Consider the following 22,392-nt stretch of genomic DNA (forward strand, 5'->3'; position numbering starts at 1 on the left):
CTGCGTCACGCGTCACGCGTCACGCGGTCACCGGTCGGGCTCGGGATCCTTCAGCCAGTTGACCAGCTCGGCGGAGAACGCCACCGGGTCCTCCTCGTGCGGGAAGTGGCCCAGCCCGTCGAACAGCCGCCAGCGGTACGGCGCCTCGACGTACTCGCCGGAACCGGCCGCACTGCGGGTCCGCAGCACCGGGTCCAAGGAGCCGTGCAGATGCAGGGTGGGCACGCGCACGGGGCGCTTCATCCGGCGGTAGAACTGGATGCCGTCGGGGCGGGCCAGAGAGCGCACCAGCCAGCGGTAGGGCTCGATGGAGCAGTGCGCCGTGGACGGGATGCACATGGCCCGGCGGTAGGTCTCGACCGCCTCGTCGTCCGGCAGCCGCGGTCCCGACCAGTCCCGTACCAGACGGGCCACCAGCGCGCCGTCGTCGGCGGTGAGCTGCCGCTCGGGGATCCAGGGCCGCTGGAACCCCCAGATGTAGGAACTCGCCGCGGTCTGCCGGACGTCCGCGAGCATCGCCGAGCGCCAGCGCCGCGGGTGCGGCATGGAGACCACCGTCAGGCGCCGGACCAGCTTGGGGCGCATCGCCGCGGCCGTCCACGCCAGATAGCCGCCCAGGTCGTGGCCCACCAGGGCGGCGTCCGGTTCGCCGAGGGAGCGGACCACGCCGGTGATGTCGAGGGCCAGGTTGGCCGGGTCGTAGCCGCGGGGGGTGCGGTCGCTGCCGCCCACGCCCCGCAGATCCATCGCCACCGCCCGGAATCCCGCGTCGGCGAGTGCGATCAGCTGGTGCCGCCAGGTCCACCAGAACTGCGGGAAGCCGTGCAGCAGCAGCACCAGCGGGCCGTCGCCGAGCTCGGCGATGTGGAAGCGAGCGCCGTTGGCGGCGACGTCCCGGTGCGTCACCTTCCGGTCGCCGGGCACGTCGATCCGTACGACCGAGGGCGAATGCGCCGAAGGGGTGGCGGGGTCCGTCATGAGGACGAGCGTGCCACAGCTTCGATGGCCTCGGGTGTCCGGTCCTCCAGAGCGGGACGCTCCGGACGCGGGTGCGGTTTGGCGTTCTGCAGGACACCCGCCGTCTGCTTCATCGACGCGGCCACCTTCTGCGGGCCCTTGCTCTTCTTGGCCTTCTTCGCGAACACCAGGCCGATCAGCGCGAGGAGGCCGGCGAGCAGGACGTTGGCCGCGAAGGACAGCAGGAAGCAGACCGCCATGTTCCAGCCGCTCCACGTCCGAATGCCGTAGGCCAGGGCGAAGTTGAGCATCGGCAGCGAGAACACCAGGACGATGCCGGCCGCCGAGAGCGCGCCGCCGCTCGCCGCGCCGCGCTTGACGTCCTGCTTCAGCTGGGCCTTGGCCAGTGCGATCTCGTCATGCACCAGCGCCGACAATTCGGTCGTCGCCGAGGCGAACAGCTGGCCGATGCTGCGTTCGGCGCCGACCGGGCTGCCGTCGGGTGCGCTCATCGCAATCTCCCTCTCCTGCCTGACTGGGAACGGTGCTGCTTTTGTACCGTCCCGTCAGATCATGCCGGACTGTCGTTCTCCTCGCTTGCCCCGCCCGGTACTTCGGCACGCCGTCCGGCATGTTCGGCCTTCCTGAGCTCGGCGTGCCGCCGGTGTTCGGCGGCCTTGCGCGCGTGGATGCCGGCCATGCGCAGGTGGTGCGTGGGGTCGTCCTGCTCGTACACGTCCGGTATGCCGTCGAGGTCCTCGTCGCGCTCCTCGGCCTCGCACAGCCGCCGGTATCTGGCGTTGCGCAGCTTCAGCAGGACCGTGGCCAGGGCCGCCGCGATCAGGGAACCGACGAGGACGGAGGCCTTGACCTCGTCCGTGAGGGCCGCGTCGCCCGCGAAGGCGAGCTCGCCGATGAGCAGGGAGACGGTGAAGCCGATCCCGGCGAGCGAGGCGAGGGCGAAGACGTCGGCCCAGGCCAGGTCCTCGCTCAGCGACGCCCTGGTGAACCGGGCGGTCAGCCACGTCCCGCCGAAGACGCCGAGCGTCTTGCCGACGACCAGACCGAGGACGACGCCGAGCGTCTCGGGCTTGGTGAACACGTCCGCCAGCGCCCCGCCGGATATCGACACTCCCGCGCTGAACAGTGCGAACAGCGGTACGGCCAGGCCCGCCGACAGGGGCCGCACGAGGTGCTCGATGTGCTCGCCGGGGGAGTGGGCCTCGCCCTCGCGCCGTGTGCAGCGCAGCATCAGGCCCATCGCGACGCCCGCGATGGTGGCGTGCACCCCGCTGTTGTACATCAGCCCCCAGATGACCAGGCCGAGCGGTACGTACACGTACCAGCCGCGCACGCCCTTGCGCAGCAGCAGCCAGAAGATTGCAAGTCCGGCGACGGCCCCGCCGAGGGCGGCGAGGTTCAGCCTGTCGGTGAAGAAGACCGCGATGATCAGGATGGCGAACAGGTCGTCGACGACGGCGAGGGTGAGCAGGAAGGCGCGCAGGGCGCTGGGCAGCGAGGTGCCGATGACCGCGAGCACGGCGAGCGCGAAGGCGATGTCGGTCGCGGTCGGCACCGCCCAGCCGCCGAGCGAGCCGCCGCCGGTGAGGTTGGTGAGCACGTCGACGACGGCGGGGACCGCCATGCCGCACAGCGCGGCGACCACCGGCAGGACCGCGGCTCTGGGGTCCTTGAGGTCCCCGGCGACCAGCTCGCGCTTGAGTTCGATCCCGGCCACGAAGAAGAAGATCGCGAGGAGTCCGTCGGCGGCCCAGTGCTCGACGGACAGGCTCAGGCCCAGGGAGGCGGGACCCAGGTGGTGGTGGGCGAGGCTCTCGTAGCTCCCGTGCAGGGCCGGGATGTTCGCCCACAGAAGGGCGGCGATCGCGGCGAGGAGCAGCAGGACGCCGCCGACGGTCTCGGTGCGGAGCGCGTCTGCGAGGAAGTTCCGCTCGGGCAGGGACAGGCGTCCGAGGAACTTGCTGGTGGTGTTGGTGCGGGGCGCGGCCACGGGAACCTCCGGTCGGTGGGCAGGAACGAGCACATGCCGACCAGACTTCCCGGCACACCTGAGGATCTTGTGGATCTGCTTGCGTTGACGTCGCTTTGTTTAGTTTACCTAAGCTGAGGCGCGGCTTCGCTCGCCATGTGTGCGGGTGCGCTCTTGAACGGCCCGAAGGGGCACCCGCGGCGTCTGCCGCCGGGTGCCCCTTCGGGCCGTGCTCAGTCCTGACCGAGCGCGCGGGTCGCTCGGTCCTCGCTCGGGCCTCAGTCCTCGCTGGGCGCCGCCGGAAGCTTCGCCTGGATGAGGTCCATCACGGTGGAGTCCGTCAGCGTGGTGACGTCGCCGAGCTGCCGGTTCTCCGCCACGTCGCGCAGCAGGCGCCGCATGATCTTCCCGGAGCGGGTCTTGGGCAGTTCCGCCACCGGCAGGATCCGCTTCGGCTTGGCGATCGGGCCGAGCGTGGCGCCCACGTGGTTGCGCAGCTCGGCGGCCAGGTCCTCGGTCTCGGCGGCCGTACCGCGCAGGATCACGAAGGCGACGATCGCCTGTCCGGTCGTCTCGTCCGCCGCGCCGACCACGGCCGCCTCGGCGACCGAGGGGTGGGAGACGAGCGCGGACTCGACCTCGGTGGTGGAGATGTTGTGGCCGGACACCAGCATGACGTCGTCGACCCGGCCGAGCAGCCAGATGTCGCCGTCGTCGTCCTTCTTGGCGCCGTCACCGGCGAAGTAGCGGCCCTCGAAGCGTGACCAGTAGGTGTCGATGAAGCGCTGGTCGTCGCCCCAGATGGTGCGCAGCATCGACGGCCACGGCTCGGTGAGCACCAGGTAGCCACCGCCGCCGTTGGACACCTCGTTCGCCTCGTCGTCCACGACGGTCGCGCTGACGCCGGGCAGGGGGCGCTGGGCGGAGCCGGGCTTGGCGTCGGTCACGCCCGGCAGCGGGGAGATCATGATGCCGCCGGTCTCCGTCTGCCACCAGGTGTCCACGACGGGCGTCCGGTCCGCGCCGATGTTCTTGCGGTACCAGATCCATGCCTCGGGGTTGATCGGCTCGCCCACCGAGCCGAGCACGCGCAGGGAGGACAGGTCGAACTTCGCGGGGATGTCGTCGCCCCACTTCATGAACGTACGGATCGCGGTGGGCGCCGTGTACAGGATGCTGACCTTGTACTTCTGCACGATCTCCCAGAAACGGCCCTGGTGCGGGGTGTCGGGAGTGCCCTCGTACATCACCTGCGTGGCGCCGTTGGCCAGCGGCCCGTACACGATGTACGAGTGGCCGGTGACCCAGCCGACGTCGGCGGTGCACCAGTAGACGTCCGTCTCCGGCTTGAGGTCGAAGACGGCCCAGTGCGTGTACGCGACCTGCGTGAGGTAGCCGCCCGAGGTGTGCAGAATGCCCTTCGGCTTACCCGTGGTACCGGAGGTGTAGAGGATGAACAGCGGGTGCTCGGCCTCGAACGCCTCCGGGGTGTGCTCGGCCGACTGCCGGCCGACGACCTCGTGCCACCACAGGTCGCGGCTGTCGTCCCAGGCGACCTCCTGACCGGTGCGGCGGACCACGAGGACGTTGCGGACGTTGTCCACGCGCCCGATCGCCTCGTCGACGGCCGGCTTGAGCGCGGACGGCTTGCCGCGCCGGTAGCCGCCGTCGGCCGTGATCACGACCTTGGCGTCGGCGTCCTGGATACGGGTGGCGAGCGCGTCCGCGGAGAAGCCGCCGAAGACGACGGAGTGCGCGGCACCGACGCGGGCGCAGGCCAGCATCGCGATCGCCGTCTCCGGGATCATCGGCATGTAGATGGCGACCCGGTCGCCCTTCCGGACGCCCAGTTCCAGCAGGGCGTTGGCGGCCCTGGAGACCTCGTCCTTCAGCTCGGCGTAGGTGATGGCCCGGCTGTCACCGGGCTCACCCTCGAAGTGGATCGCGACGCGGTCGCCGAGCCCGGCCTCCACATGGCGGTCCACGCAGTTGTACGCCACGTTGAGCGTGCCGTCCTTGAACCACTTGGCGAAGGGCGGGTTCGACCAGTCGAGGGTCTCGGTCGGCTCCTTGGCCCAGGTCAGCCGGCGGGCCTGCTCGGCCCAGAAGCCGAGCCTGTCAGCCTTGGCCTGGTCGTACGCCTCGGCCGTGACATTGGCTCCTGCGGCCAGGTCAGCGGGCGGCGCGAAGCGTCGCTCCTCCTTCAGAAGGTTGGCCAGGCTTTCGTTGCTCACGACATCTCCCTTTCTCAGGGTGTCCGTTGTGTCCCAGGCCACAGCTCATCAGACCCGGGGGCTCGCTGACAAGGGCCGACGGTAGATTGGTTTAGACCTGTTGTCGAACCTCCATGTGCCTGCTCGAGCTGCGTCCGCTGCCTGCTCGGCCGCCCGAGCCGCTTGCCCGAGCCGCTCGCGCCCGGCATCGGTGTCATTCGTTCCCACGGACGGCGGGCCGCCCGGGTTCAGCCGGTGCGGCCCGCCGGACCGTGCTCGGATCCGCCTCACACCGGTCTGGGCGACTCCTGCGTCTCCGCCACACGGGTGAACACCTCGTTGCCACCCGTTCCCGTCAGCAGATACGCCTGCGCCTCGGCCACGTGGAAGTACATTCCGTGCAGCTCCAGCGTGCCCGCCCGCAGGGCCCGGGCCACCGAGTCGTGGGCGCGCAGGTGTTCCAGCTGCTGGAGGACGTTGACCAGACACAGCCGTTCGACCGCCTCGGCGGGCCGTCCCTCGGCCGTCCAGGGCTCCGGGCGGCTGCCGTCGGCCATCCGTTCCACACTGGGCAGCCCGTACCGCAGCCATCTCCCGAGCGGTGTCCCGGCGTTATCGGAGCCGGAGCCGGAGCCGGAGCCGGAGCCGGAGCCGGAGCCGGAGCCCGAGCCGGAGCCGGAGCCGTGGCCGCTGCCCGTGCCCGCGTCGAGCAAGGCCTGCATCGCCCCGCACCCGGAGTGGCCGCACACGGTGATGGAGCCCACGCCGAGCACGTCCACCGCGTACTCGATCCCGGCCGCCACCGAGTCGTCACCCCGGTCGTCCTCGGGTGGCGGCACGAGATTGCCCACGTTGCGCACGACGAAGAGGTCGCCGGGACCACTGGAGGTGATCATCGACGTGACCAGCCGGGAGTCGGCACAGGTGAGGAAGAGCTGGGAAGGCTCCTGCCCCTCGCGTGCCAGCCGCGCCAGCTCGTCCCGCACATGTGGTGCGACCGTCCGCTGGAACATGCTGATGCCCCTGGCCAGCTGCCGTCTGCTCGGACCGGGGTCCGAAGCCGGCCGGCGGCCCTCGAACGCACCCCCGCTCCTGTCCGCACCCTGGGCCGTATGCGCGTCCACGTCTTGAGTCGCGTCCGATCCCGTGTCGGTGTCCGCGCCCGCGCCCGCGCTTCGAGCCGTACCTCCGCCCATTCCCGCGTCGGGGACCGGCAGCGGTTCCGCTCCCGGGTAAGGGCCGTCGCCCGAGGCCGGCAGCGTCCGTGGGCCGCCCTCGCACTGGTGGTTGCGCCAGGGTGTCCAGGGCCGGCAGCGACAGCCCGGTGATCCGGATGGTCCGGCCGGCTCGGCGATGCGGACTCCGGCGCGGCGGCCGGTGAGCTGGACGGAGCCGCCCTGCGCGGCGTGCGTACGCTGCCAGTCCTGGAGCGACTCGTACGCGGCATGGTCCATGAACGAGCCGTCCAGGGCGACGACGACAGGCGCCCCGTGGGGCACCATGTGCAGGGCCCGGCTGAGCCGTGGAACGGCGAGGAACGTCAACTGTCCGCGCACATGTACGTGATGGACTCCTTCCTGCTCGATGTGCGTGATGCGGGTGCGGGCGAGGCGGTGCAGGGCGACGGCGACGGCCGCGGCCACCCCGAGGGCCACGCCCTCCAGGACGCCGAGGGCCACCACGCCGAGGGTGGTGACGACGTAGACCAGCACCTCGCGGTGGCGGGTCACCGTGCGGATGTGGTGCAGGGACACCATCTGGATGCCGACGGCCATCACCAGGGCGGCGAGCGAGGCGAGCGGGATGAACTCCAGGAGCGGGACCATCAGCAGCGCGGCAACCACTACGAGAACGCCGTGCAGCATCGTGGAGTTCCGGCTGACGGCACCCGCGCGCACATTCGCCGAACTCCGTACGGCGACTCCCGCCACGGGCAGCCCGCCGAGCGCGCCGGAGACAACGTTGGCAGCGCCCTGGCCGAGCAGCTCCCGGTCCAGGTCGGAGCGGGTGGGGGCGGCCGGACCCGGACGGGCGGCCACCAGCTTGTCCACGGCGACGGCGCCGAGCAGCGACTGCACGCTGCACACCAGCGTGGTGCTGAGAACGGCGGCGGCCAGGCCGAGCACCGGGCCCTCGGGCAGTCCGGCCAGGGCGTGGCTGCGCCAGGCCGGCAGATCGACCCGGGGCAGCACCAGCCCGCCGGCGGAGGCGATCGCGGTGGCGCCCGCGACGGCGACGAGCGCGGCCGGCACCCGGCGCAGCAGGCTCCCGGCCCGGCCGGGCAGCCGGGGCCAGAGCAGCAGCAGCGCCAGGGTGAGCACGCTGATGGCCAGGGCGGCCGGGTCCAGGTCGGCCAACTGGGCGGGCAGGGCGCGTAGGTTGTCGAGCACGGAGCTCTGCGGGTTGCCGCCGAGGACGATGTGCAGTTGGGCGACGGCGATGGTCACACCGATGCCGGCGAGCATGCCGTGCACCACGGCGGGGCTGACGGCGAGCGCTCCGCGGGCCATGCGCAGGCAGGCGAGGCCGAGTTGGGCGAGGCCGGCGAGAACGGTGATGGCGCACGTCGTACGCCATCCATAACGGTGAATCAGGTCGGCGGTGACCACCGTGAGTCCGGCGGCGGGGCCGCTGACCTGCAACGGGGATCCGCCGAGCCGTCCGGCGACGAGTCCGCCCACCGCGGCGGCCACGAGCCCGGCCTGAAGCGGGGCGCCGGTGGCGAGGGCGATACCGAGGGACAGGGGCAGGGCGATCAGGAAGACCGCGACGGCGGCCGAGACATCGGCGCTCGTGAGTCGAGGGGTGCGTCGTGGGGGTGGGCTGTGCGGTGGATGCGAGTGCCGGGGCCGGGCGGAGTCTGCCGCATGTGTGGGGGCGCAGGCTGACATGAATCTGGTTTCCTCCGGAACTTTGGTCTTCTCCGGATCAGCTGAACCAACGCTGAGTAAAGCAATCGTAATGCAACGTAAAGTCTGCATACGGATTTTCGATGCAAACGGGGCAGTCAATCATCTCGATGGGTGAATGCAGTCTTTTATCGGCTTGTCGTATTAATTCCTTCTCGCGTCCGTGCGACCTTGGCGGCGCTGCCGGCATGCCCGGCACACCACCCGCACACGCCGCCACGGCGTCGGACGAGAGAAGGAAGAAGGTGGACGGAACATGGCCGCCACCCAGAGGATCGCCGCGAGCGTGGTAGCCGCCGCGGCCTGCGCCTCGTCGCTCGCCGGGTGCGTGAGTGACGCCGACGGCCCCTCACCGGGCCCTCCGGGCGCGCCTGGTGCACCCGGGGCCGTCCAGCAGCCGCCCGGGAGCATCGTCCGCCTGATCGGGGACGGATCCACCGCGTATACGGGGGCCCAGCCGCACCTGCTCCGGCCGGAGCGGCTGAGGGCCGGTGAGAAGCCCCCGCAGTTCGTGGTGTTCTCCTGGGACGGGGCCGGCGAGGACAGTCGGAAGCTCTTCTCCCACTTCCGTGAGGTGGCGAAGGCCAACAACGCGACGATGACGTTCTTCCTCAGCGGTGTCTCCATGCTGCCCAAGGGCAAGCGGGGCCTGTACGACGCCCCGCAGCACGCGCCGGGCAGTTCGGACATCGGCTTCAACGACGCGCGGGGCATCGCCGACACCGCGCAGCAGGTCCGGCTGGCGTGGCTGGAGGGCAACGAGATCGGCACCCACTTCAACGGCCACTTCTGCGGCCCGAACGGCGGGGTCGGCCAGTGGTCGGTCGACGACTGGAAGAGCGAGATCGCCCAGGCCAAGGACTTCGTGAAGACCTGGAAGACCAACAGCGGCCTGGAGAACCTCGCCCCGCTGCCCTTCGACTTCGACAAGGAGCTCATCGGCGCCCGGACTCCCTGTCTGGAGGGCCAGGAGAACTTCGTGAAGGCGGCGAGCCGGCTCGGCTTCCGCTACGACAGCAGTGGCGTCGCCCACCAGGTGTGGCCGAGGAGGAAGGACGACCTGTGGGACCTGTCCATGCAGCTCGTGCCGTTCCCAGGGCACACCTTCGAACAGCTGACCATGGACTACAAGTTCATGGTCAGCCAGTCGGGCACACAGACCCAGGGAGACCCCGACAAGTTCGAGTACTGGGGCGACCAGATGCGTGACGGCCTGCTCAAGGGCTTCTACCGGGCCTACGACGGCAATCGCGCCCCGATGATCATCGGCAACCACTTCGAGTCCTGGAACGGCGGCACCTACATGCGCGCCGTCGAGGACGTCGTGAAGGAGGTCTGCAACAAGCCCGAGGTGCGTTGCGTCTCCTTCCACCAACTCGTCGACTGGCTGGACGCCCAGGACCCGCGGATCCTGGCCAAGCTGCGCACGCTGGACGTCGGCGAGGCCCCCGCGCAGGGCTGGGCGTCCTTCCTCTCGGCCGAGCCGGCCCCGGCGCCCAGGGGCGCGCCCGGAGCACCGACGTCTCAGGGCCCGTCCGAACGGCACACCTAGTCGGGGTCCGAGGCTCAGGGGTGTCGTCAGGCGAGGGCGGTGACGCCCTCGCCGAGGACGAAGCCCGGATCGACCTGCGCCGCCAGGTCGGCGCCGGTCCGCTCGTTCCCCCAGGAGGCGGCGTTCTTCAGGTGGAAGTGCACCATCTGCTGGGTGTAGCGGTGCCAGTCGCGCAGTTCGTACGTGGCGTCGGCGGCGACCTGGAGCGTGCGCAGGGCGCGGCGGTTGGTGTCCTCCAGCAGTTCGAACCGGGGCGGCCGGCCCTTCTCCATGGCGCGCACCCAGTCCGAGTGCCCGACGGTCACGAGCAGGTCGTCCCCGACCTCGGCCCGCAGGAAGTCGAGGTCGTCCTGCCCCTGCACCTTGTTGCCGACGACTCTCAGCACGACGCCGAAGTCGCGGGCGTACTCCTTGTACTGGCGGTAGACGGAGACTCCCTTCCGGGTCGGCTCGGCGACGAGGAACGTGATGTCGAAGCGGGTGAACATGCCGGAGGCGAAGGAGTCCGAACCCGCCGTCATGTCCACCACGACGTACTCGTCGCGGCCGTCCACCAGGTGGTTCAGATACAGCTCCACCGCTCCCGTCTTGGAGTGGTAGCAGGCGACCCCCAGGTCCGCGTCCGTGAAGGGCCCGGTGACCATCAAACGGACGGCGCCGCCGTCGAGTTCCACCCCACGCGCACAGGCTTCGTACAGCGGGTTGTCCTCACTCACCCGCAGCAGCCGCGAGCCCTCGCCGGGCGGGGTCGTCTTGATCATCGTCTCCGCGGAGGCGATGCGCGGATTGCTGCCGCGCAGCCAGTCCTTGATCAGCGCCAGCCGCTCGCCCATCGCGGGCAGTGCGGCCGCCTCGGCCTCCTCCAGGCCCAGCGCGGCGCCCAGATGCTGGTTGATGTCGGCGTCGACGGCGGCAACCGGCGCCCCGGCCGCCGCGAGATGGCGGATGAACAGGGAGGACAGCGTGGTCTTGCCGCTGCCGCCCTTTCCGACGAAAGCAATTTTCATGTTCACCAAGCGTAGTGCCGCGATAGCTGTACGTGGCAGCCCGCGTGAAGAAGACCACTCCTTCGGGGAGGGTGGCGCTCGGGTGCGTAGGGTCGTACCCATGAGTACGCAAGGCGCGACCGCCGATCCGCTCGCGGCCCTGGGCGCGCTGCCCGGTGTGGCCGAGTCCGTGGAGTCCGTGCGCAAGGCCGTCGACCGGGTCTATGGGCACCGGATCATGCGGCGCCGGAGCAACGCGATCACCTCCGAGGCGGCACTGCGCGGTGCGCGCGGGTCCGCCGCGCTTTCCGGGGCCGACTGGGCCCTGGAGGAGGTGCGCCGGCGCACCGACTTCAGCGGCGACGACGAGGCGCGCGTGCTGGGCGCGGCCCTGCGGCTGACGGCCGAGGCCGGTCAGCTGCTGTCCATCTGGCGGCAGTCGCCGCTGCGGGTCCTGGCCCGACTGCACCTGGTGGCCGCCGCCGGCACGGACGACACGGTCGGGCGGCCGCGCCAGGAGGGCGAGGACGTCCATGAGCCGTTGATCGAGCTGCCGCTGCCCGGGGCGGACGAGGTCTCCGGGCGGTTGGAGGGCCTGTCCGAGCTGATCGTCGCAGGCACTTCCGCGCCCGCCCTGGTCACTGCGGCCGTCGTGCACGGCGAGCTGGTGGCGCTGCGCCCCTTCGTCTCCCACAACGGCCTGGTGGCGCGAGCGGCCGAGCGCATCGTCCTGATCGGGAGCGGCCTGGACCCGAAGTCGGTCTGCCCGGCCGAGGTCGGCCACGCCGAACTGGGCCGCGCGGCCTACCTGGCGGCCCTGGACGGCTATGTCTCCGGCACTCCGGAGGGCGTGGCGGCTTGGATCACCCACTGTGCCAAGGCCGTCGAGCTGGGCGCACGTGAGTCGACGGCGGTGTGTGAGGCGCTCCAGCGCGGGGCCGCGTGACGGCGGCGTAGCGGGCGCGGGCCCGTGCGGGGTGTCAGACGCGTGCTTAGCGCCCGTACACAGAGTTGCGGCGGTACGAGATCTCGTACCGCCGCTGGCACGAACACCGAGTTACCAAGCGTCCTCGATATGTCGCCCATCAGGTCGGGTTCTTTGCCCGTCACCTGGTGCGGCTGGCCCGTAATCGACGGGTCGACGTCGCGTGGGTGCCCGGTGTTCATGCTGGGTCCGTGGGCCGAATGCGTTTCAAAGGTGATCCTCTCGGATGTCCTTCGGTCTCGCGGGCCGCTGACTCCTTTGTACTGCAAGCGAGGGGCAAGCGGAACCCCTGTCCGCACTTCTTTACTTTTAGTCTTAAACCGGGCATAAACGGGCGCCGGGTTCTGCGTGTGATTCCTGGCGTGCAACCCGGCGCCCGATTCCCGGCGAGCGGGCTCAGGTGGCCGTGCCCCGGCGCCGGCTCGCGTACCAGACGAGTCCCGCGGTGGCCGCTGCCGCTCCGACGGCGGCCGCCGCGACCAGGGCGGGGCGCGGCGGCACGGAGAACCCGGGGAACCGCTGCTTGAGCCGTACCGGACGGTGGAAGTCGAGAATCGGCCACCCGCGCGTGAGAGCCTCTCGGCGCAGGGCCCGGTCCGGGTTCACGGCGTGCGGGTTCCCCACCGACTCCAGCATCGGCAGGTCGGTGACCGAATCGCTGTAGGCGTAACAGCGGTCGAGGTCGTACCCCTCGGACGCGGCCAGCTCGCGGACCGCCTCCGCCTTCGTCGGCCCGTAGGCGTAGTACTCCACCTCGCCGGTGAAGCAGCCGTCCTCGCCCACCACCATCCGGGTGGCCACCACCCGGTCCGCGCCCAGCAGTTCCCCGATCGGCTCGACCACCTCCGCACCCGACGTGGACACGATGACGACATCCCGTCCGGCGCGGTGATGCTCCTCGATGAGCGAGGCGGCCTCGTCGTAGATGATCGGGTCGATCAGGTCGTGCAGGGTCTCGGCGACGATCTCCTTGACCTGCCGCACGTTCCAGCCGCGGCACAGCGCGGACAGATACGCGCGCATGCGTTCCATCTGGTCGTGGTCGGCGCCGCCGGCAAGGAAGAGGAACTGTGCATACGCGGTGCGCAAGACAGCCCTGCGGTTGATCAGCCCGCCTTGGTAGAAGGACTTGCTGAACGTGAGCGTGCTCGACTTCGCAATGACCGTCTTGTCCAGATCAAAGAACGCCGCTGTGCGGGGCCAGGAGTGGTTTTCCACGCCCTTGAGCATAGGGGCAGCCCATTCGGCGTAAGGTGGGCGCGTGGGTTTGCCTGAGAGGCCTCTCGGGTACACCATGGAAGTCACGGATCGTTCGCGACCGTGCTAACCCGGTCCGACTCCTCCCCCCCCGAGTCGGCCGTGGAGACGACCCCCGCTCTCCCCCCCGGCGGGGGTCGTCGCATGTCCGGGTGGGTTTTCCCTCTTCTGTCGGCCGTCACGGGTCGCGTCTGCCGTACCGAGCGCCTTCCGCGCCGCCACCATGATCCGTCACCGTGAGTAGTCGTGGGGCTGCGCTGTGGCAGTCGTGCGAGAACCGGCGCAGGGGTCACCGGTTTGGGTGATGGCCATTTTCACACCGGCTGAGTTGTCCACAGATTTCGACCAAGATCCACATCATTTCCCGGTTCGCTGCACCGTGATTCCTGCGCGCACCGCTCGCGGCGAGTTCATGGCCGGTTCCGATTGTCGGGCGCGTATGGCCGGTTCGTATCGGCCGTCCATATGAAGGCCGGTTGCCGGTTCTTCACATGTTCTGGATTCGCGCCGTCGCAGGGGCCGCGCGAGTGATACATCGAAGGGGGACCGACCCGTGACCGGAACCGTCACACACGATCCGCCGCCCGGCACCGGAGGGCGGCAGGGCGGACCGCTGATCGTCACCGAGGACGCCGGACTCCTCGACGACCTGCTGCGCCTGTGCGCGGCGGCGGGCGCCACACCCGAGGTCCATCACGGGCTGCCCGAGCGCAGGGGCACCTGGGAGGCCGCGCCCCTGGTACTGGTGGGCGACGACGCAGCCCGGCGGGTGCGCGGGGCCGCGCGCAGGCGCGGAGTGGTCCTGGTCGGCCGTGACCAGGACGACTCAGGGGTCTGGCGGCGTGCCGTCGAGATCGGCGCCGACCATGTGCTGGTGCTGCCCGACGGTGAGCAATGGCTGGTCGACCGGATCGCCGATGTCGCCGAGGGTGTCGGCCGGCCCGCGCTCACCGTCGGCGTCATCGGCGGCCGCGGCGGCGCCGGCGCGTCCACGCTCGCCTGCGGGCTTGCCGTCACCGCCGCGCGGGAGGGGCTGCGCACCCTTCTTGTGGACACCGATCCGCTGGGCGGCGGGCTCGATGTGCTGCTCGGCGGGGAGGCCGCCGAGGGGTTGCGCTGGCCGGCGTTCGCCGCCTCGCGCGGCCGGGTCGGCGGCGGCGCCCTGGAGGAGTCGCTGCCGGAACTGCACTCGTTGCGGGTGCTCAGCTGGGACCGCGGCGACTGCGTCGCCATCCCGGCGCAGGCCGTCCGGGCGGTGCTGGCCGCCGCCCGGCGGCGCGGCGGTGCCGTGGTCGTCGACCTGCCCCGCCGTGTGGACGAGGGCGTCGCCGAGGCTCTGGCCCAGATCGACATCGGGCTGCTCGTGGTTCCCGCCGAACTGCGGGCCGTGGCCGCGGCCACACGTGTGGCCTCCGCCGTCGGCATGGTCCTGCGCGACCTGCGGGTGGCGGTACGGGGGCCGTACGAGCTCGGCCTCGATGACCGGGAGGTGGCCCGGTTGCTCGGGTTGCCGCTGGTGGGCGAGGTGCCCGTGGAGCCCGGACTGCGGCGACCCGGCGAGGGCAGGACACCGCCCGGCGGGAACGCGCGCGGTCCGCTGGCCCGGTTCTGTACGGCCTTCTGGGAGCGGGCCCTGACCGAGGCGGGTGCCGCATGAGGCCGTTGGTCGATCCCCGGCGGGGACGCACGGGGATGCGGGGCACTTCGACGGGCGTCACGAGCGCGGCCGGGCGGGCCGACGAGGCCGGGCGTGCGGACGGACAGGATCGCGACGGACGGAGCCGGGCGGACGGGGGGCTGGTGAACGGAGGCGGGCGTGCCGGTGCCCCCCGGAGCCCTGCCGGCGGGCCCGGGGGCGCTGCCGGGGCGAAGGGTGCGGACGGGCTGAAGAGTGCTGACGGGCTCGGGTACGGCGAGGGTCTGGGGGGCGCCGAGATGTCAGCCCAGTTGCTGGACCGTGTGCGGCGGTGGCTCGCCGAGAGCGGGGCCGAGCCGACGCCCGCGCGTGTCGCCCAGGCGCTGCGGGAGCAGGGGCGGGTGCTCGGGGACGCGGAAGTCCTCGGGGCGGCCGAGCGGCTGCGGTCCGAGCTGATCGGCAGCGGCCCGCTGGAGCCGCTGCTCGCCGACCCTTCGGTGACCGACGTCCTGGTGTCTGCCCCGGACCGGGTCTGGGTCGACCGCGGAGGCGGACTGGAGCGGACCGCCGTCGCCTTCCCCGACGCGGCGGCCGTACGACGCCTCGCGCAGCGCCTGGCCGCCGTCGCCGGACGGCGCCTGGACGACGCCCGGCCCTGGGTCGACGCCCGACTGCCCGACGGCACCCGGCTGCATGCCGTGCTGCCCCCGGTCGCCGTCGACTGCACCTGCCTCTCCCTGCGCGTCGTGCGGCCACGCGCGTTCACGCTCGGCGAACTGGTGGCGGCGGGCACGGTACCGCCGGGCGGGGACCGCGTCCTGCGGGCACTGGTGCGGGCGCGGCTGTCCTTCCTCGTCAGCGGTGGCACCGGCAGCGGCAAGACCACACTGCTCAGTGCGCTGCTCGGCCTGGTCGGGCCAGGGGAACGGATCGTGCTGGCCGAGGACTCGGCGGAGCTGCGCCCCGATCATCCGCACGTCGTACGCCTGGAGACCAGACCCGCCAACCAGGAGGGCGCGGGCCTCGTCACCCTGGAGGACCTGGTGCGGCAGGCGCTGCGGATGCGGCCGGACCGGCTGGTCGTGGGCGAGGTGCGCGGCGCCGAGGTGGTCCATCTCCTGGCCGCTCTGAACACCGGCCACGAGGGCGGCTGCGGCACGGTCCACGCCAATGCCGCCGCGGACGTGCCAGCCCGGCTGGAGGCGCTGGGCACGGCCGCCGGGCTGGACCGGGCCGCGCTGCACAGCCAGTTGGCCGCGGCGCTGTCCGTGGTGGTGCACCTCGTGCGGGACCGTTCCGGGCGGCGGCGGATCGCCGAGGTGCGGGTGCTGGAACGGGACGCCTCGGGGCTGGTGCGGACGGTACCGGCGCTGCGCTGGGGCCCGGATGCGTTCGTGGCGGAACGAGGGTGGGAGCGGCTGAAAAAGGTGCTCGGTGCGGAGAGTTCGGAGAGGGATCCGGGGCTTTCGAAGGAGGAGTGGTGAGCGGAATGCGGGGATTGTCATCCATGGGGGAGGGGTTCTCCGGGCCGGTGCCTTCCGGGCGGGTGTCCGTGGCGGTGGCCGTGGTCTGTGCCGGGGCGGCAGTGTGGCTGCTGGGCGGGCGGCACTCCGCGGAGCGGCGGGCGCGGTTGCTGCTCGCCGGTGGCGGGGTGGTGGGCGCAGGGCCGCCGGTGTGGGAGAGGGCCCGCGACGAACTGGCCCGCCTTGGGGGGCGGTTGCGCGCGGAGTGGTGGGCGCCGGCCGCCGGGCTGGTGCTGGCGGTGCTGGGCGCCTCGGTGCTGCCGGTCGTCGCGGGGGTGGCCGGTGTGCCGGTGCTGCGCCGGATCCGGCTCGCACGGGCCGCGCTCCGGGAACGGGAGCGGCGGGCCGATGCCGTGATCGCCCTGTGCTCGGCGCTCGCCGGAGAGCTGCGGGCCGGGCGCCAGCCGGGCGAGGCGCTGCAGTACGCGGCACGGGAGTCGGGCGGTCTGGGGGAGGCCGAGGCGGCGGTGTCGGCGGCGGCGCGGTTCGGCGGCGACGTGCCCGGCGCGCTCGCCGCGGCGGCCCGGCAACCGGGTGCCGAGGGGCTGCGCGGGCTTGCCGCCTGCTGGCTGGTGGCCGTGGACCAGGGCGCGGGCCTGGCCGCCGGGCTCGAGCGGCTCGAAGCGGCGCTCCGTACGGAGCTGGACCAACGCGCCGATCTGCGTGCTCAGTTGTCGGGATCGCGGGCCACCACGGTGATGCTCGCCGGGCTGCCGGCCTTGGGTCTCCTGCTCGGTTCGGCCATGGGCGCCGATCCGCTGCACGTGCTGCTGCACACGGGAGCGGGCCTGGGCTGCCTGCTGGTCGGCGGGGTGCTGGAAGCGGCGGGGCTGTGGTGGGCCCTGGGCATCGTGCGACGGGCGGAGGCGGCGTGACCGGGGAGGTTGTCCACAGGCTGGGGACGGTCGCGGGAGCGGTGGCGCTCGTGGCTCTTTCGGTGCGGTGGCTGAAGGGTCTGCGTGGGAGGCGGAGAGTGCGGCGGCGGGCGGCCTCGCTGCTGGAGACGGCTCAGGCGCTCCGGCGGGTGCGTACCGGTCCTCGTCTCCCGGTGCCGGGCGCCCTGCGGTGGGGGCTGTCGGCGGCAGGGGTCGTGGGCGCCGGCTGGGTGCTGATCGGTGGGCCCGTCGGGGTGGTGGCCGGGATCGTCGGCGCCGTGGGCCTGTGGCGGCTACAACGGCGGCAACGGGCGGCTGCCCGCCCCGGGGACGAGTTCGACACGGTCGAAGCCGCCCGGCAGCTTCCTCTCGCGGCCGACCTGGTGGCGGCCTGTATCACGGCCGGCGCCGGTCCGGTGATCGCCGCCCAGGCGGTGGGGGAGGCCCTGGGCGGGCCCGTGGGGGAAGGGCTGGCGCGCGGGGCGGCGGAGGTGCGGCTCGGCGGCGCACCGGCCGACGCGTGGCGCCGGCTCGCCTCGATACCGGGCGCCGCGGCCCTCGCGCGGCTGCTGGAGCGGGCCGACGAGTCGGGGCTCCCCGCCGCCGGACCGGCCGCGCGGCTCGCGGCCGATGTACGCGCCGACCGGGCGCGCACCGCCACCGCCCGGGCCCGACGGGCGGCCGTCCTGGTCTCCGCGCCGGTGGGGCTGTGTTTTCTGCCCGCCTTCGTCGCGGTCGGGGTGCTTCCCGTGGTGATCGGCCTCGCGGGAGGGGTGCTGAGAGGAGGTGGTGGGTGACGGGCGGCGGATGCGCCGACGGCGCTGAACGCGCGATGGGTGTACGCGCTGAGCGAAGAACGGACCGAGACCTCACGGGGGTTGAGATGTACGCAAGGACACGGGCACGGCTGCGTGCCCAGCTGAGCCGGATGCACGGGGACGCGGGAATGGTCACGTCCGAGTACGCGATGGGCATCATCGCGGCGGTGGCCTTCGCCGTGCTGCTGTACGAGGTGGTGACGAGCGGACAGGTCAAGACCGAGTTGCAGAACATCGTGAAGCGAGCGCTCAGTGCCCGGATGTGAGCACCGGCGCGACCGGGGAGCCGACCAGGGGTTCGTCACCGCGGAGGCCGCCATGGTCCTGCCCGTGCTGGTGCTGGTGGTGACGGCCCTGGTCTGGGGGCTGCTGGTGGTGCTCGCGCAGATCCAGTGCGTGGACGCGGCCCGGGTGGGCGCCCGGGCCGCGGCCCGGCAGGACCCGGACGGCGCCGTCACCCGGGTGGCGCGCGAGGCGGCGCCCCATGGCGCGAGGGTCACGGTGGCCCGGCAGGGCGAGTACGTCCGCGTGATCGTCGAGGCCGAGCCGCCGGGGCTGGGCGCGCTGCCCTTCCGCCTCAGGGAGGAGGCCGTTGCCGAGGCGGAGGAATCGGTGGGGGCGGTCCGGGACCCGGACCGGACCGCCACGGAGAGCGGGGCGCCCAACGCGGCGCAGAGCGGGAGGGGCTCATGAGGCGCCGGTTCCCCGGCGGTGACCGGGGCTCCGCCACGGTCTGGAGCGTGGGGGCGATCGCCCTGTTGTGCGTGGTGTTCGGGGTCGGTCTCGCGCTGGGGCAGGCCGTGGTCACCCGGCATCGTGCGGCCGGTGCCGCCGACCTCGCCGCGCTGGCCGCGGCGGAGCACTGGGCGGAGGGCCGCGCCGCGGCCTGTGCCCGGGCGGACCGGGTGGCACGGGCGCAGGGCGCCGGACTCGTCCGGTGCGCGATCGCCGGCGACATCTCGGACGTCACGGCGGCATCGGAACGCGGGCCGTTCACGGCACGGGTCCGGGCGAGAGCCGGCCCACAGGGGCCCGTGCGGGGGCGGCCTGTGCCCCCGATCACCCACATGGACCAAGCCGCCCCCGGACGGCCCGATCCCGGCCCATGAGAGGCGAGCCCGCAGCCTGACGGCCTAAGCCACGTCCTCCTTCTCCTCCGGTCCCTCGGGCGCCTCGGGAGCCCCCTTCAGCAGCACCGTCAGCAGTCGGACGGCTCCCCTCTTGTGGAGCGGGTCGTTGCCGTTGCCGCACTTGGGGGACTGGATGCAGGACGGGCAGCCGGCGTCGCACTCGCAGGAGGCGATGGCCTCGCGGGTGGCGGTGAGCCAGGCGCGGGCGGTAAGGAAGGCGCGCTCGGCGAATCCCGCACCGCCGGGATGGCCGTCGTAGACGAAGACGGTGGGCAGAAGCGTGTCGGGGTGCAGGGGGACGGAGACGCCGCCGATGTCCCAGCGGTCGCAGGTGGCGAAGAGGGGCAGCATGCCGATCGAGGCGTGCTCGGCGGCGTGCAGGGCCCCGCCGAGGATCTCCGGGTTGATCCGGGCCTCGTCGAGCTGGTCCTCGGTGACCGTCCACCACACGGCGCGGGTGCGCAGCGTACGAGGAGGGAGGTCGAGTTTCGTCTCGCCCAGCACTTCGCCGGTGATGACCCGCCTGCGGAGGAAGGAGACCACCTGGTTGGTGACCTCGACGGAGCCGTAGCACAGGCGGCCCTCGCCCCAGGGGACCTCGACGTCCGTCTCCAGGACGGAGATCGCCGTCGTGTCCCGGGCGACCGTGGTGTACGGCGGGGCGGCCTCCTGTACCAGGGCCACCGAGTCGTCCAGGTCCAGGGAGCGCACCAGGTAGGTGCGGCCCTGGTGGAGGTGGACGGCGCCCTCGTGCACGGTCGTGTGCGCGGCGGCCTCGTCGACCGTGCCGAGCAGCCGCCCGGTGTCCGCCTCGACGATCTGCACCGGGCGTCCGCCCCCGCCGCGGATGTCGGTAAGGTCCGCGGCCCGCTCCCGGCGCGTCCAGTGCCAGGCCTTCGTCCGGCGGCGCAGCAGCTTCGCGGCCTCCAGCTGCGGCAGCAGCTCCGCGCAGGCCGGGCCGAACAGCTCGGCGTCCTCGTCGGTGAGGGGCAGCTCGGCGGCGGCCGCGCACAGGTGCGGGGCGAGGACGTAGGGGTTGTCCGGGTCGAGGACCGTGGACTCCACCGGCTGGTCGAACAAGGCCTCCGGGTGATGGACGAGGAAGGTGTCCAGCGGGTCGTCGCGGGCCACCAGCACGGCCAGGGCCCCCTGGCCGGCGCGGCCGGCCCGGCCGGCCTGCTGCCACAGGGAGGCGCGGGTGCCGGGATACCCGGCGATCAGGACCGCGTCGAGACCGGAGACGTCCACGCCGAGTTCGAGGGCGGTCGTGGCGGCCAGGCCGAGCAGTTCGCCGGAGTGGAGGGCGCGTTCCAGGGCGCGGCGCTCCTCGGGGAGGTAGCCGCCGCGATAGGCCGCGACGCGCCGGGCCAGCGGTCGGTCGATCTCGGCCAGCCGCTCCTGGGCGATCACCGAGATCAGTTCGGCGCCGCGCCGGGAGCGTACGAAGGCGACCGAGCGCACGCCCTGGAGGGTGAGATCAGTCAGCAGGTCGGCGGTCTCCGCGGTGGCCGTGCGGCGGACCGGGGCACCCCTCTCGCCGTGCAGTTCGGTGAGCGGGGGCTCCCAGAGAGCGAACACCAGCTCACCCCGGGGCGAGGCGTCGTCGGCCACTTCCACCACCGGCAGGCCGGTCAGCCGGCGGGCGGCCACCGAGGGCTGTGCGGCGGTCGCCGAGGCCAGCAGGAAGACCGGTGAGGCGCCGTAGCGCGCGCACAGCCGACGCAGCCGGCGCAGGACCTGGGCGACATGGGAGCCGAAAACACCCCGGTAGGTGTGGCACTCGTCGATGACGACGTACTTCAGGGCCCGCAGGAAGGAGGACCAGCGCGGGTGGGAGGGCAGGATCCCGCGGTGCAGCATGTCCGGATTGGTGAGGACGTAGTTGGCGTACTGCCGGATCCACTCGCGTTCCTCGACCGGTGTGTCGCCGTCGTACACGGCGGCCCGTACGGCGCTGCCCAGCGGCCGGGCCAGTTCCCGTACCGCGCGGCTCTGGTCGGCCGCGAGGGCCTTGGTGGGGGCCAGGTAGAGGGTCGTGGCACCACGGCCGTTGGGCGCCTCGGAACCCTCCAGCAGCGTCGAGAGCACCGGCACCAGATACGCCAGGGACTTTCCGGACGCCGTGCCCGTGGCGACGACCACCGAGTCGCCGTCGAGGGCGTGCTCGGCTACGCGCGCCTGGTGGGCCCAGGGGTGTTCGATTCCGCACGCCTGGACGGCCGCGACGACCTCCGGGCGAATCTCTGCGGGCCAGACGGCATGGCGACCCGCCCGCGGGGGCAAGTGCTCCGTATGAGTGATGCGCGCAGCCCTGCTCGGCCCCGAGGCGAGCCGGTGCAGAACCGCGCCCGGAGTCAGGCGGGTTGCGGGGTCCGTCGGGGATCGATCGGATCGGTGATTCTTGGCCATTGGCCCCGAGTGTGTCACCGGCGTGACGGACAATGGAGCCAAGGCGTCGTGCACGCCTGCCGGTAAGTGATTGAATGCCATCGCGGCTGGCGAACCGTCCTGGGGGCCTCTGCCGAGGTGCCCGATGGGCGACCGCTCGATAGCAAGGTGCTGGAGGATCCGTGGACCTGTCCCTGTCGACCCGTACCGTCGGCGATCGTACGGTCGTCGAGGTCGGTGGCGAAATCGACGTATATACCGCGCCCAAGCTGCGCGAGCAGCTGGTCGAGCTGGTGAACGACGGGAATTTCCACCTCGTCGTCGACATGGAGGGCGTGGACTTCCTCGACTCCACCGGTCTCGGCGTGCTGGTCGGCGGTCTGAAGCGAGTGCGTGCCCACGAGGGCTCGCTGCGCCTGGTCTGCAACCAGGAGCGCATTCTCAAGATCTTCCGCATCACCGGTCTGACCAAGGTGTTCCCCATCCACACCTCGGTCGACGAAGCGGTGGCGGCCACCGACTGACCGCCGGTCCCGGGCCGGTGTCCGGGGCGGAAGAACTCAACGCGGGAGACCGGGCTCTCGGCGGCCCGGCCCTGCCACAGCACGCCCGTAGCTCCTAGGGGGATGCATGGCCACCGTCGAACTCCGCTTCAGCGCGCAGCCCGAGCATGTCAGGACCGCCCGGTTGGTGGCGGCAGCGGTGGCGCGCAGGGCCGGGGTGGACGAGGCCGTCCTCGACGAGGTCAGGCTCGCCGTCGGCGAGGCGTGTTCCCGGGCGGTCGGGCTGCATCAGAGCGGCGGCATCGTGGCACCGGTGACGGTGATGCTGATCGAGGAGGAGAAGCAGTTCTCCATCGAGGTCGGCGACGAGGCCCGCCACGCGACGCACGGCCCCGGGGACGCTCCGGACGCCGTGGACGAAGCGGAGGCCGAGGAGGACGAGATGGGCCTCGCGGTCATCAGCGGCCTGGTCGACGACGTCAAGGTGTCGGCCGGGCAGGACGGCGGGTTGATCAAGATGACCTGGCCGACCACACCGCCCACAGCCGTGCTCGCCTGAGCCCGCGGCTCGCAGTTCTCGTACCGAAGGGCCCCACCGAGGTGGGGCCCTTCGGCATGTCGCGGGACGCTGAACGTATTTACTATGGGTGGGCCATCATTTCGTGAAGCC

At 72.1% G+C, this 22,392-nt stretch carries 19 protein-coding genes; 11 read left to right on the top strand and 8 right to left on the bottom strand.

The features are described 5' to 3' along the window. Positions 1 to 27: 27 nt before the first annotated feature. From ACWDUZ_RS10055 to ACWDUZ_RS10075, 5 genes are all read right to left on the bottom strand, one after another. A complete protein-coding gene (locus ACWDUZ_RS10055) occupies positions 28 to 978 on the bottom strand; it encodes an alpha/beta fold hydrolase (RefSeq protein WP_451631328.1) in 951 nt (316 codons plus the stop codon). Beyond that, positions 975 to 1,469, bottom strand: coding sequence for a phage holin family protein (locus ACWDUZ_RS10060; RefSeq protein ID WP_306188706.1), 495 nt, complete (start codon positions 1,467 to 1,469; stop codon positions 975 to 977). The genes ACWDUZ_RS10055 and ACWDUZ_RS10060 overlap by 4 nt, the downstream gene beginning before the upstream one ends. 59 nt (positions 1,470 to 1,528) lie before the next feature. Next, positions 1,529 to 2,968 (bottom strand): Na+/H+ antiporter NhaA, encoded by a 1,440-nt coding sequence (gene nhaA, locus ACWDUZ_RS10065; RefSeq protein WP_451631329.1) that lies wholly within the window; start codon positions 2,966 to 2,968, stop codon positions 1,529 to 1,531. 257 nt (positions 2,969 to 3,225) lie between these two features. After that, a complete protein-coding gene (acs, locus tag ACWDUZ_RS10070; RefSeq protein ID WP_451631330.1) occupies positions 3,226 to 5,181 on the bottom strand; it encodes an acetate--CoA ligase in 1,956 nt (651 codons plus the stop codon). A 266-nt stretch (positions 5,182 to 5,447) separates the two neighbouring features. Next, entirely contained in the window at positions 5,448 to 8,051 is a 2,604-nt protein-coding gene (locus ACWDUZ_RS10075; RefSeq protein ID WP_451631331.1) for a bifunctional SulP family inorganic anion transporter/carbonic anhydrase, read from the bottom strand. A 274-nt stretch (positions 8,052 to 8,325) separates the two neighbouring features. Here ACWDUZ_RS10075 and ACWDUZ_RS10080 point away from each other — a divergent pair, with 274 nt between their 5' ends. Next, positions 8,326 to 9,621, top strand: a complete 1,296-nt coding sequence (locus ACWDUZ_RS10080) for a hypothetical protein (RefSeq protein WP_451631332.1) — start codon at positions 8,326 to 8,328, stop codon at positions 9,619 to 9,621. A 26-nt stretch (positions 9,622 to 9,647) separates the two neighbouring features. Here the strand turns inward: ACWDUZ_RS10080 and ACWDUZ_RS10085 are convergent, their stop codons facing one another. Next, the gene (locus ACWDUZ_RS10085; RefSeq protein WP_451631333.1) at positions 9,648 to 10,628 is read right to left on the bottom strand and encodes an ATP-binding protein; all 981 of its coding nucleotides are present in this window, start codon (positions 10,626 to 10,628) and stop codon (positions 9,648 to 9,650) included. Positions 10,629 to 10,728: 100 nt separating this feature from the next. Between ACWDUZ_RS10085 and ACWDUZ_RS10090 the strand changes: the two genes are divergently transcribed. Beyond that, the gene (locus ACWDUZ_RS10090) at positions 10,729 to 11,553 is read left to right on the top strand and encodes an oxidoreductase (protein WP_451631334.1); all 825 of its coding nucleotides are present in this window, start codon (positions 10,729 to 10,731) and stop codon (positions 11,551 to 11,553) included. Positions 11,554 to 11,988: 435 nt separating this feature from the next. Here the strand turns inward: ACWDUZ_RS10090 and ACWDUZ_RS10095 are convergent, their stop codons facing one another. Continuing rightward, positions 11,989 to 12,822 (bottom strand): HAD family hydrolase, encoded by an 834-nt coding sequence (locus tag ACWDUZ_RS10095; RefSeq protein ID WP_451631335.1) that lies wholly within the window; start codon positions 12,820 to 12,822, stop codon positions 11,989 to 11,991. Between the two features lie 580 nt (positions 12,823 to 13,402). Between ACWDUZ_RS10095 and ssd the strand changes: the two genes are divergently transcribed. From ssd to ACWDUZ_RS10130, 7 genes are all read left to right on the top strand, one after another. Next, the gene (gene ssd / locus ACWDUZ_RS10100; RefSeq protein ID WP_451631336.1) at positions 13,403 to 14,506 is read left to right on the top strand and encodes a septum site-determining protein Ssd; all 1,104 of its coding nucleotides are present in this window, start codon (positions 13,403 to 13,405) and stop codon (positions 14,504 to 14,506) included. Positions 14,507 to 14,784: 278 nt separating this feature from the next. After that, positions 14,785 to 15,969 (top strand): TadA family conjugal transfer-associated ATPase, encoded by a 1,185-nt coding sequence (locus ACWDUZ_RS10105; RefSeq protein WP_451631337.1) that lies wholly within the window; start codon positions 14,785 to 14,787, stop codon positions 15,967 to 15,969. A 23-nt stretch (positions 15,970 to 15,992) separates the two neighbouring features. Continuing rightward, positions 15,993 to 16,883 (top strand): type II secretion system F family protein, encoded by an 891-nt coding sequence (locus tag ACWDUZ_RS10110; RefSeq protein ID WP_451631338.1) that lies wholly within the window; start codon positions 15,993 to 15,995, stop codon positions 16,881 to 16,883. Beyond that, the gene (locus ACWDUZ_RS10115; protein WP_451631339.1) at positions 16,880 to 17,680 is read left to right on the top strand and encodes a type II secretion system F family protein; all 801 of its coding nucleotides are present in this window, start codon (positions 16,880 to 16,882) and stop codon (positions 17,678 to 17,680) included. The genes ACWDUZ_RS10110 and ACWDUZ_RS10115 overlap by 4 nt, the downstream gene beginning before the upstream one ends. Positions 17,681 to 17,766: 86 nt before the next feature. After that, positions 17,767 to 17,967: a DUF4244 domain-containing protein gene (locus ACWDUZ_RS10120; RefSeq protein ID WP_451631340.1), complete on the top strand. Its 201-nt coding sequence runs from the start codon at positions 17,767 to 17,769 to the stop codon at positions 17,965 to 17,967. After that, positions 17,954 to 18,394, top strand: a complete 441-nt coding sequence (locus ACWDUZ_RS10125; RefSeq protein WP_451631341.1) for a TadE family type IV pilus minor pilin — start codon at positions 17,954 to 17,956, stop codon at positions 18,392 to 18,394. The genes ACWDUZ_RS10120 and ACWDUZ_RS10125 overlap by 14 nt, the downstream gene beginning before the upstream one ends. Beyond that, the gene (locus ACWDUZ_RS10130; RefSeq protein ID WP_451631342.1) at positions 18,391 to 18,810 is read left to right on the top strand and encodes an Rv3654c family TadE-like protein; all 420 of its coding nucleotides are present in this window, start codon (positions 18,391 to 18,393) and stop codon (positions 18,808 to 18,810) included. The genes ACWDUZ_RS10125 and ACWDUZ_RS10130 overlap by 4 nt, the downstream gene beginning before the upstream one ends. Positions 18,811 to 18,834: 24 nt before the next feature. Here ACWDUZ_RS10130 and ACWDUZ_RS10135 read toward each other — a convergent pair whose 3' ends face one another. After that, entirely contained in the window at positions 18,835 to 21,321 is a 2,487-nt protein-coding gene (locus tag ACWDUZ_RS10135) for a DEAD/DEAH box helicase (RefSeq protein ID WP_451631343.1), read from the bottom strand. Between the two features lie 80 nt (positions 21,322 to 21,401). Here ACWDUZ_RS10135 and bldG point away from each other — a divergent pair, with 80 nt between their 5' ends. Then, entirely contained in the window at positions 21,402 to 21,743 is a 342-nt protein-coding gene (bldG, locus tag ACWDUZ_RS10140; protein WP_009189842.1) for an anti-sigma factor antagonist BldG, read from the top strand. A 106-nt stretch (positions 21,744 to 21,849) separates the two neighbouring features. Further along, positions 21,850 to 22,281 (top strand): ATP-binding protein, encoded by a 432-nt coding sequence (locus ACWDUZ_RS10145; RefSeq protein ID WP_451631344.1) that lies wholly within the window; start codon positions 21,850 to 21,852, stop codon positions 22,279 to 22,281. Positions 22,282 to 22,392 lie beyond the last annotated feature (111 nt).

The organism is Streptomyces sp. NPDC003393 (genome assembly GCF_053589015.1).

Bases quoted from the DNA above. Each gene is read 5' to 3' on its own strand.
- ACWDUZ_RS10105 (WP_451631337.1), top strand. From the start codon at position 14,785: ATGTCAGCCCAGTTGCTGGACCGTGTGCGGCGGTGGCTCGCCGAGAGC.
- ACWDUZ_RS10135 (WP_451631343.1), bottom strand. From the start codon at position 21,321: ATGGCATTCAATCACTTACCGGCAGGCGTGCACGACGCCTTGGCTCCA.
- ACWDUZ_RS10095 (WP_451631335.1), bottom strand. From the start codon at position 12,822: ATGCTCAAGGGCGTGGAAAACCACTCCTGGCCCCGCACAGCGGCGTTC.
- ACWDUZ_RS10130 (WP_451631342.1), top strand. From the start codon at position 18,391: ATGAGGCGCCGGTTCCCCGGCGGTGACCGGGGCTCCGCCACGGTCTGG.
- ACWDUZ_RS10060 (WP_306188706.1), bottom strand. From the start codon at position 1,469: ATGAGCGCACCCGACGGCAGCCCGGTCGGCGCCGAACGCAGCATCGGC.
- ACWDUZ_RS10080 (WP_451631332.1), top strand. From the start codon at position 8,326: ATGGCCGCCACCCAGAGGATCGCCGCGAGCGTGGTAGCCGCCGCGGCC.
- ACWDUZ_RS10085 (WP_451631333.1), bottom strand. From the start codon at position 10,628: ATGAAAATTGCTTTCGTCGGAAAGGGCGGCAGCGGCAAGACCACGCTG.
- ACWDUZ_RS10110 (WP_451631338.1), top strand. From the start codon at position 15,993: ATGGGGGAGGGGTTCTCCGGGCCGGTGCCTTCCGGGCGGGTGTCCGTG.
- ACWDUZ_RS10120 (WP_451631340.1), top strand. From the start codon at position 17,767: ATGTACGCAAGGACACGGGCACGGCTGCGTGCCCAGCTGAGCCGGATG.
- ACWDUZ_RS10055 (WP_451631328.1), bottom strand. From the start codon at position 978: ATGACGGACCCCGCCACCCCTTCGGCGCATTCGCCCTCGGTCGTACGG.
- ACWDUZ_RS10145 (WP_451631344.1), top strand. From the start codon at position 21,850: ATGGCCACCGTCGAACTCCGCTTCAGCGCGCAGCCCGAGCATGTCAGG.
- ACWDUZ_RS10090 (WP_451631334.1), top strand. From the start codon at position 10,729: ATGAGTACGCAAGGCGCGACCGCCGATCCGCTCGCGGCCCTGGGCGCG.
- ACWDUZ_RS10075 (WP_451631331.1), bottom strand. From the start codon at position 8,051: ATGTCAGCCTGCGCCCCCACACATGCGGCAGACTCCGCCCGGCCCCGG.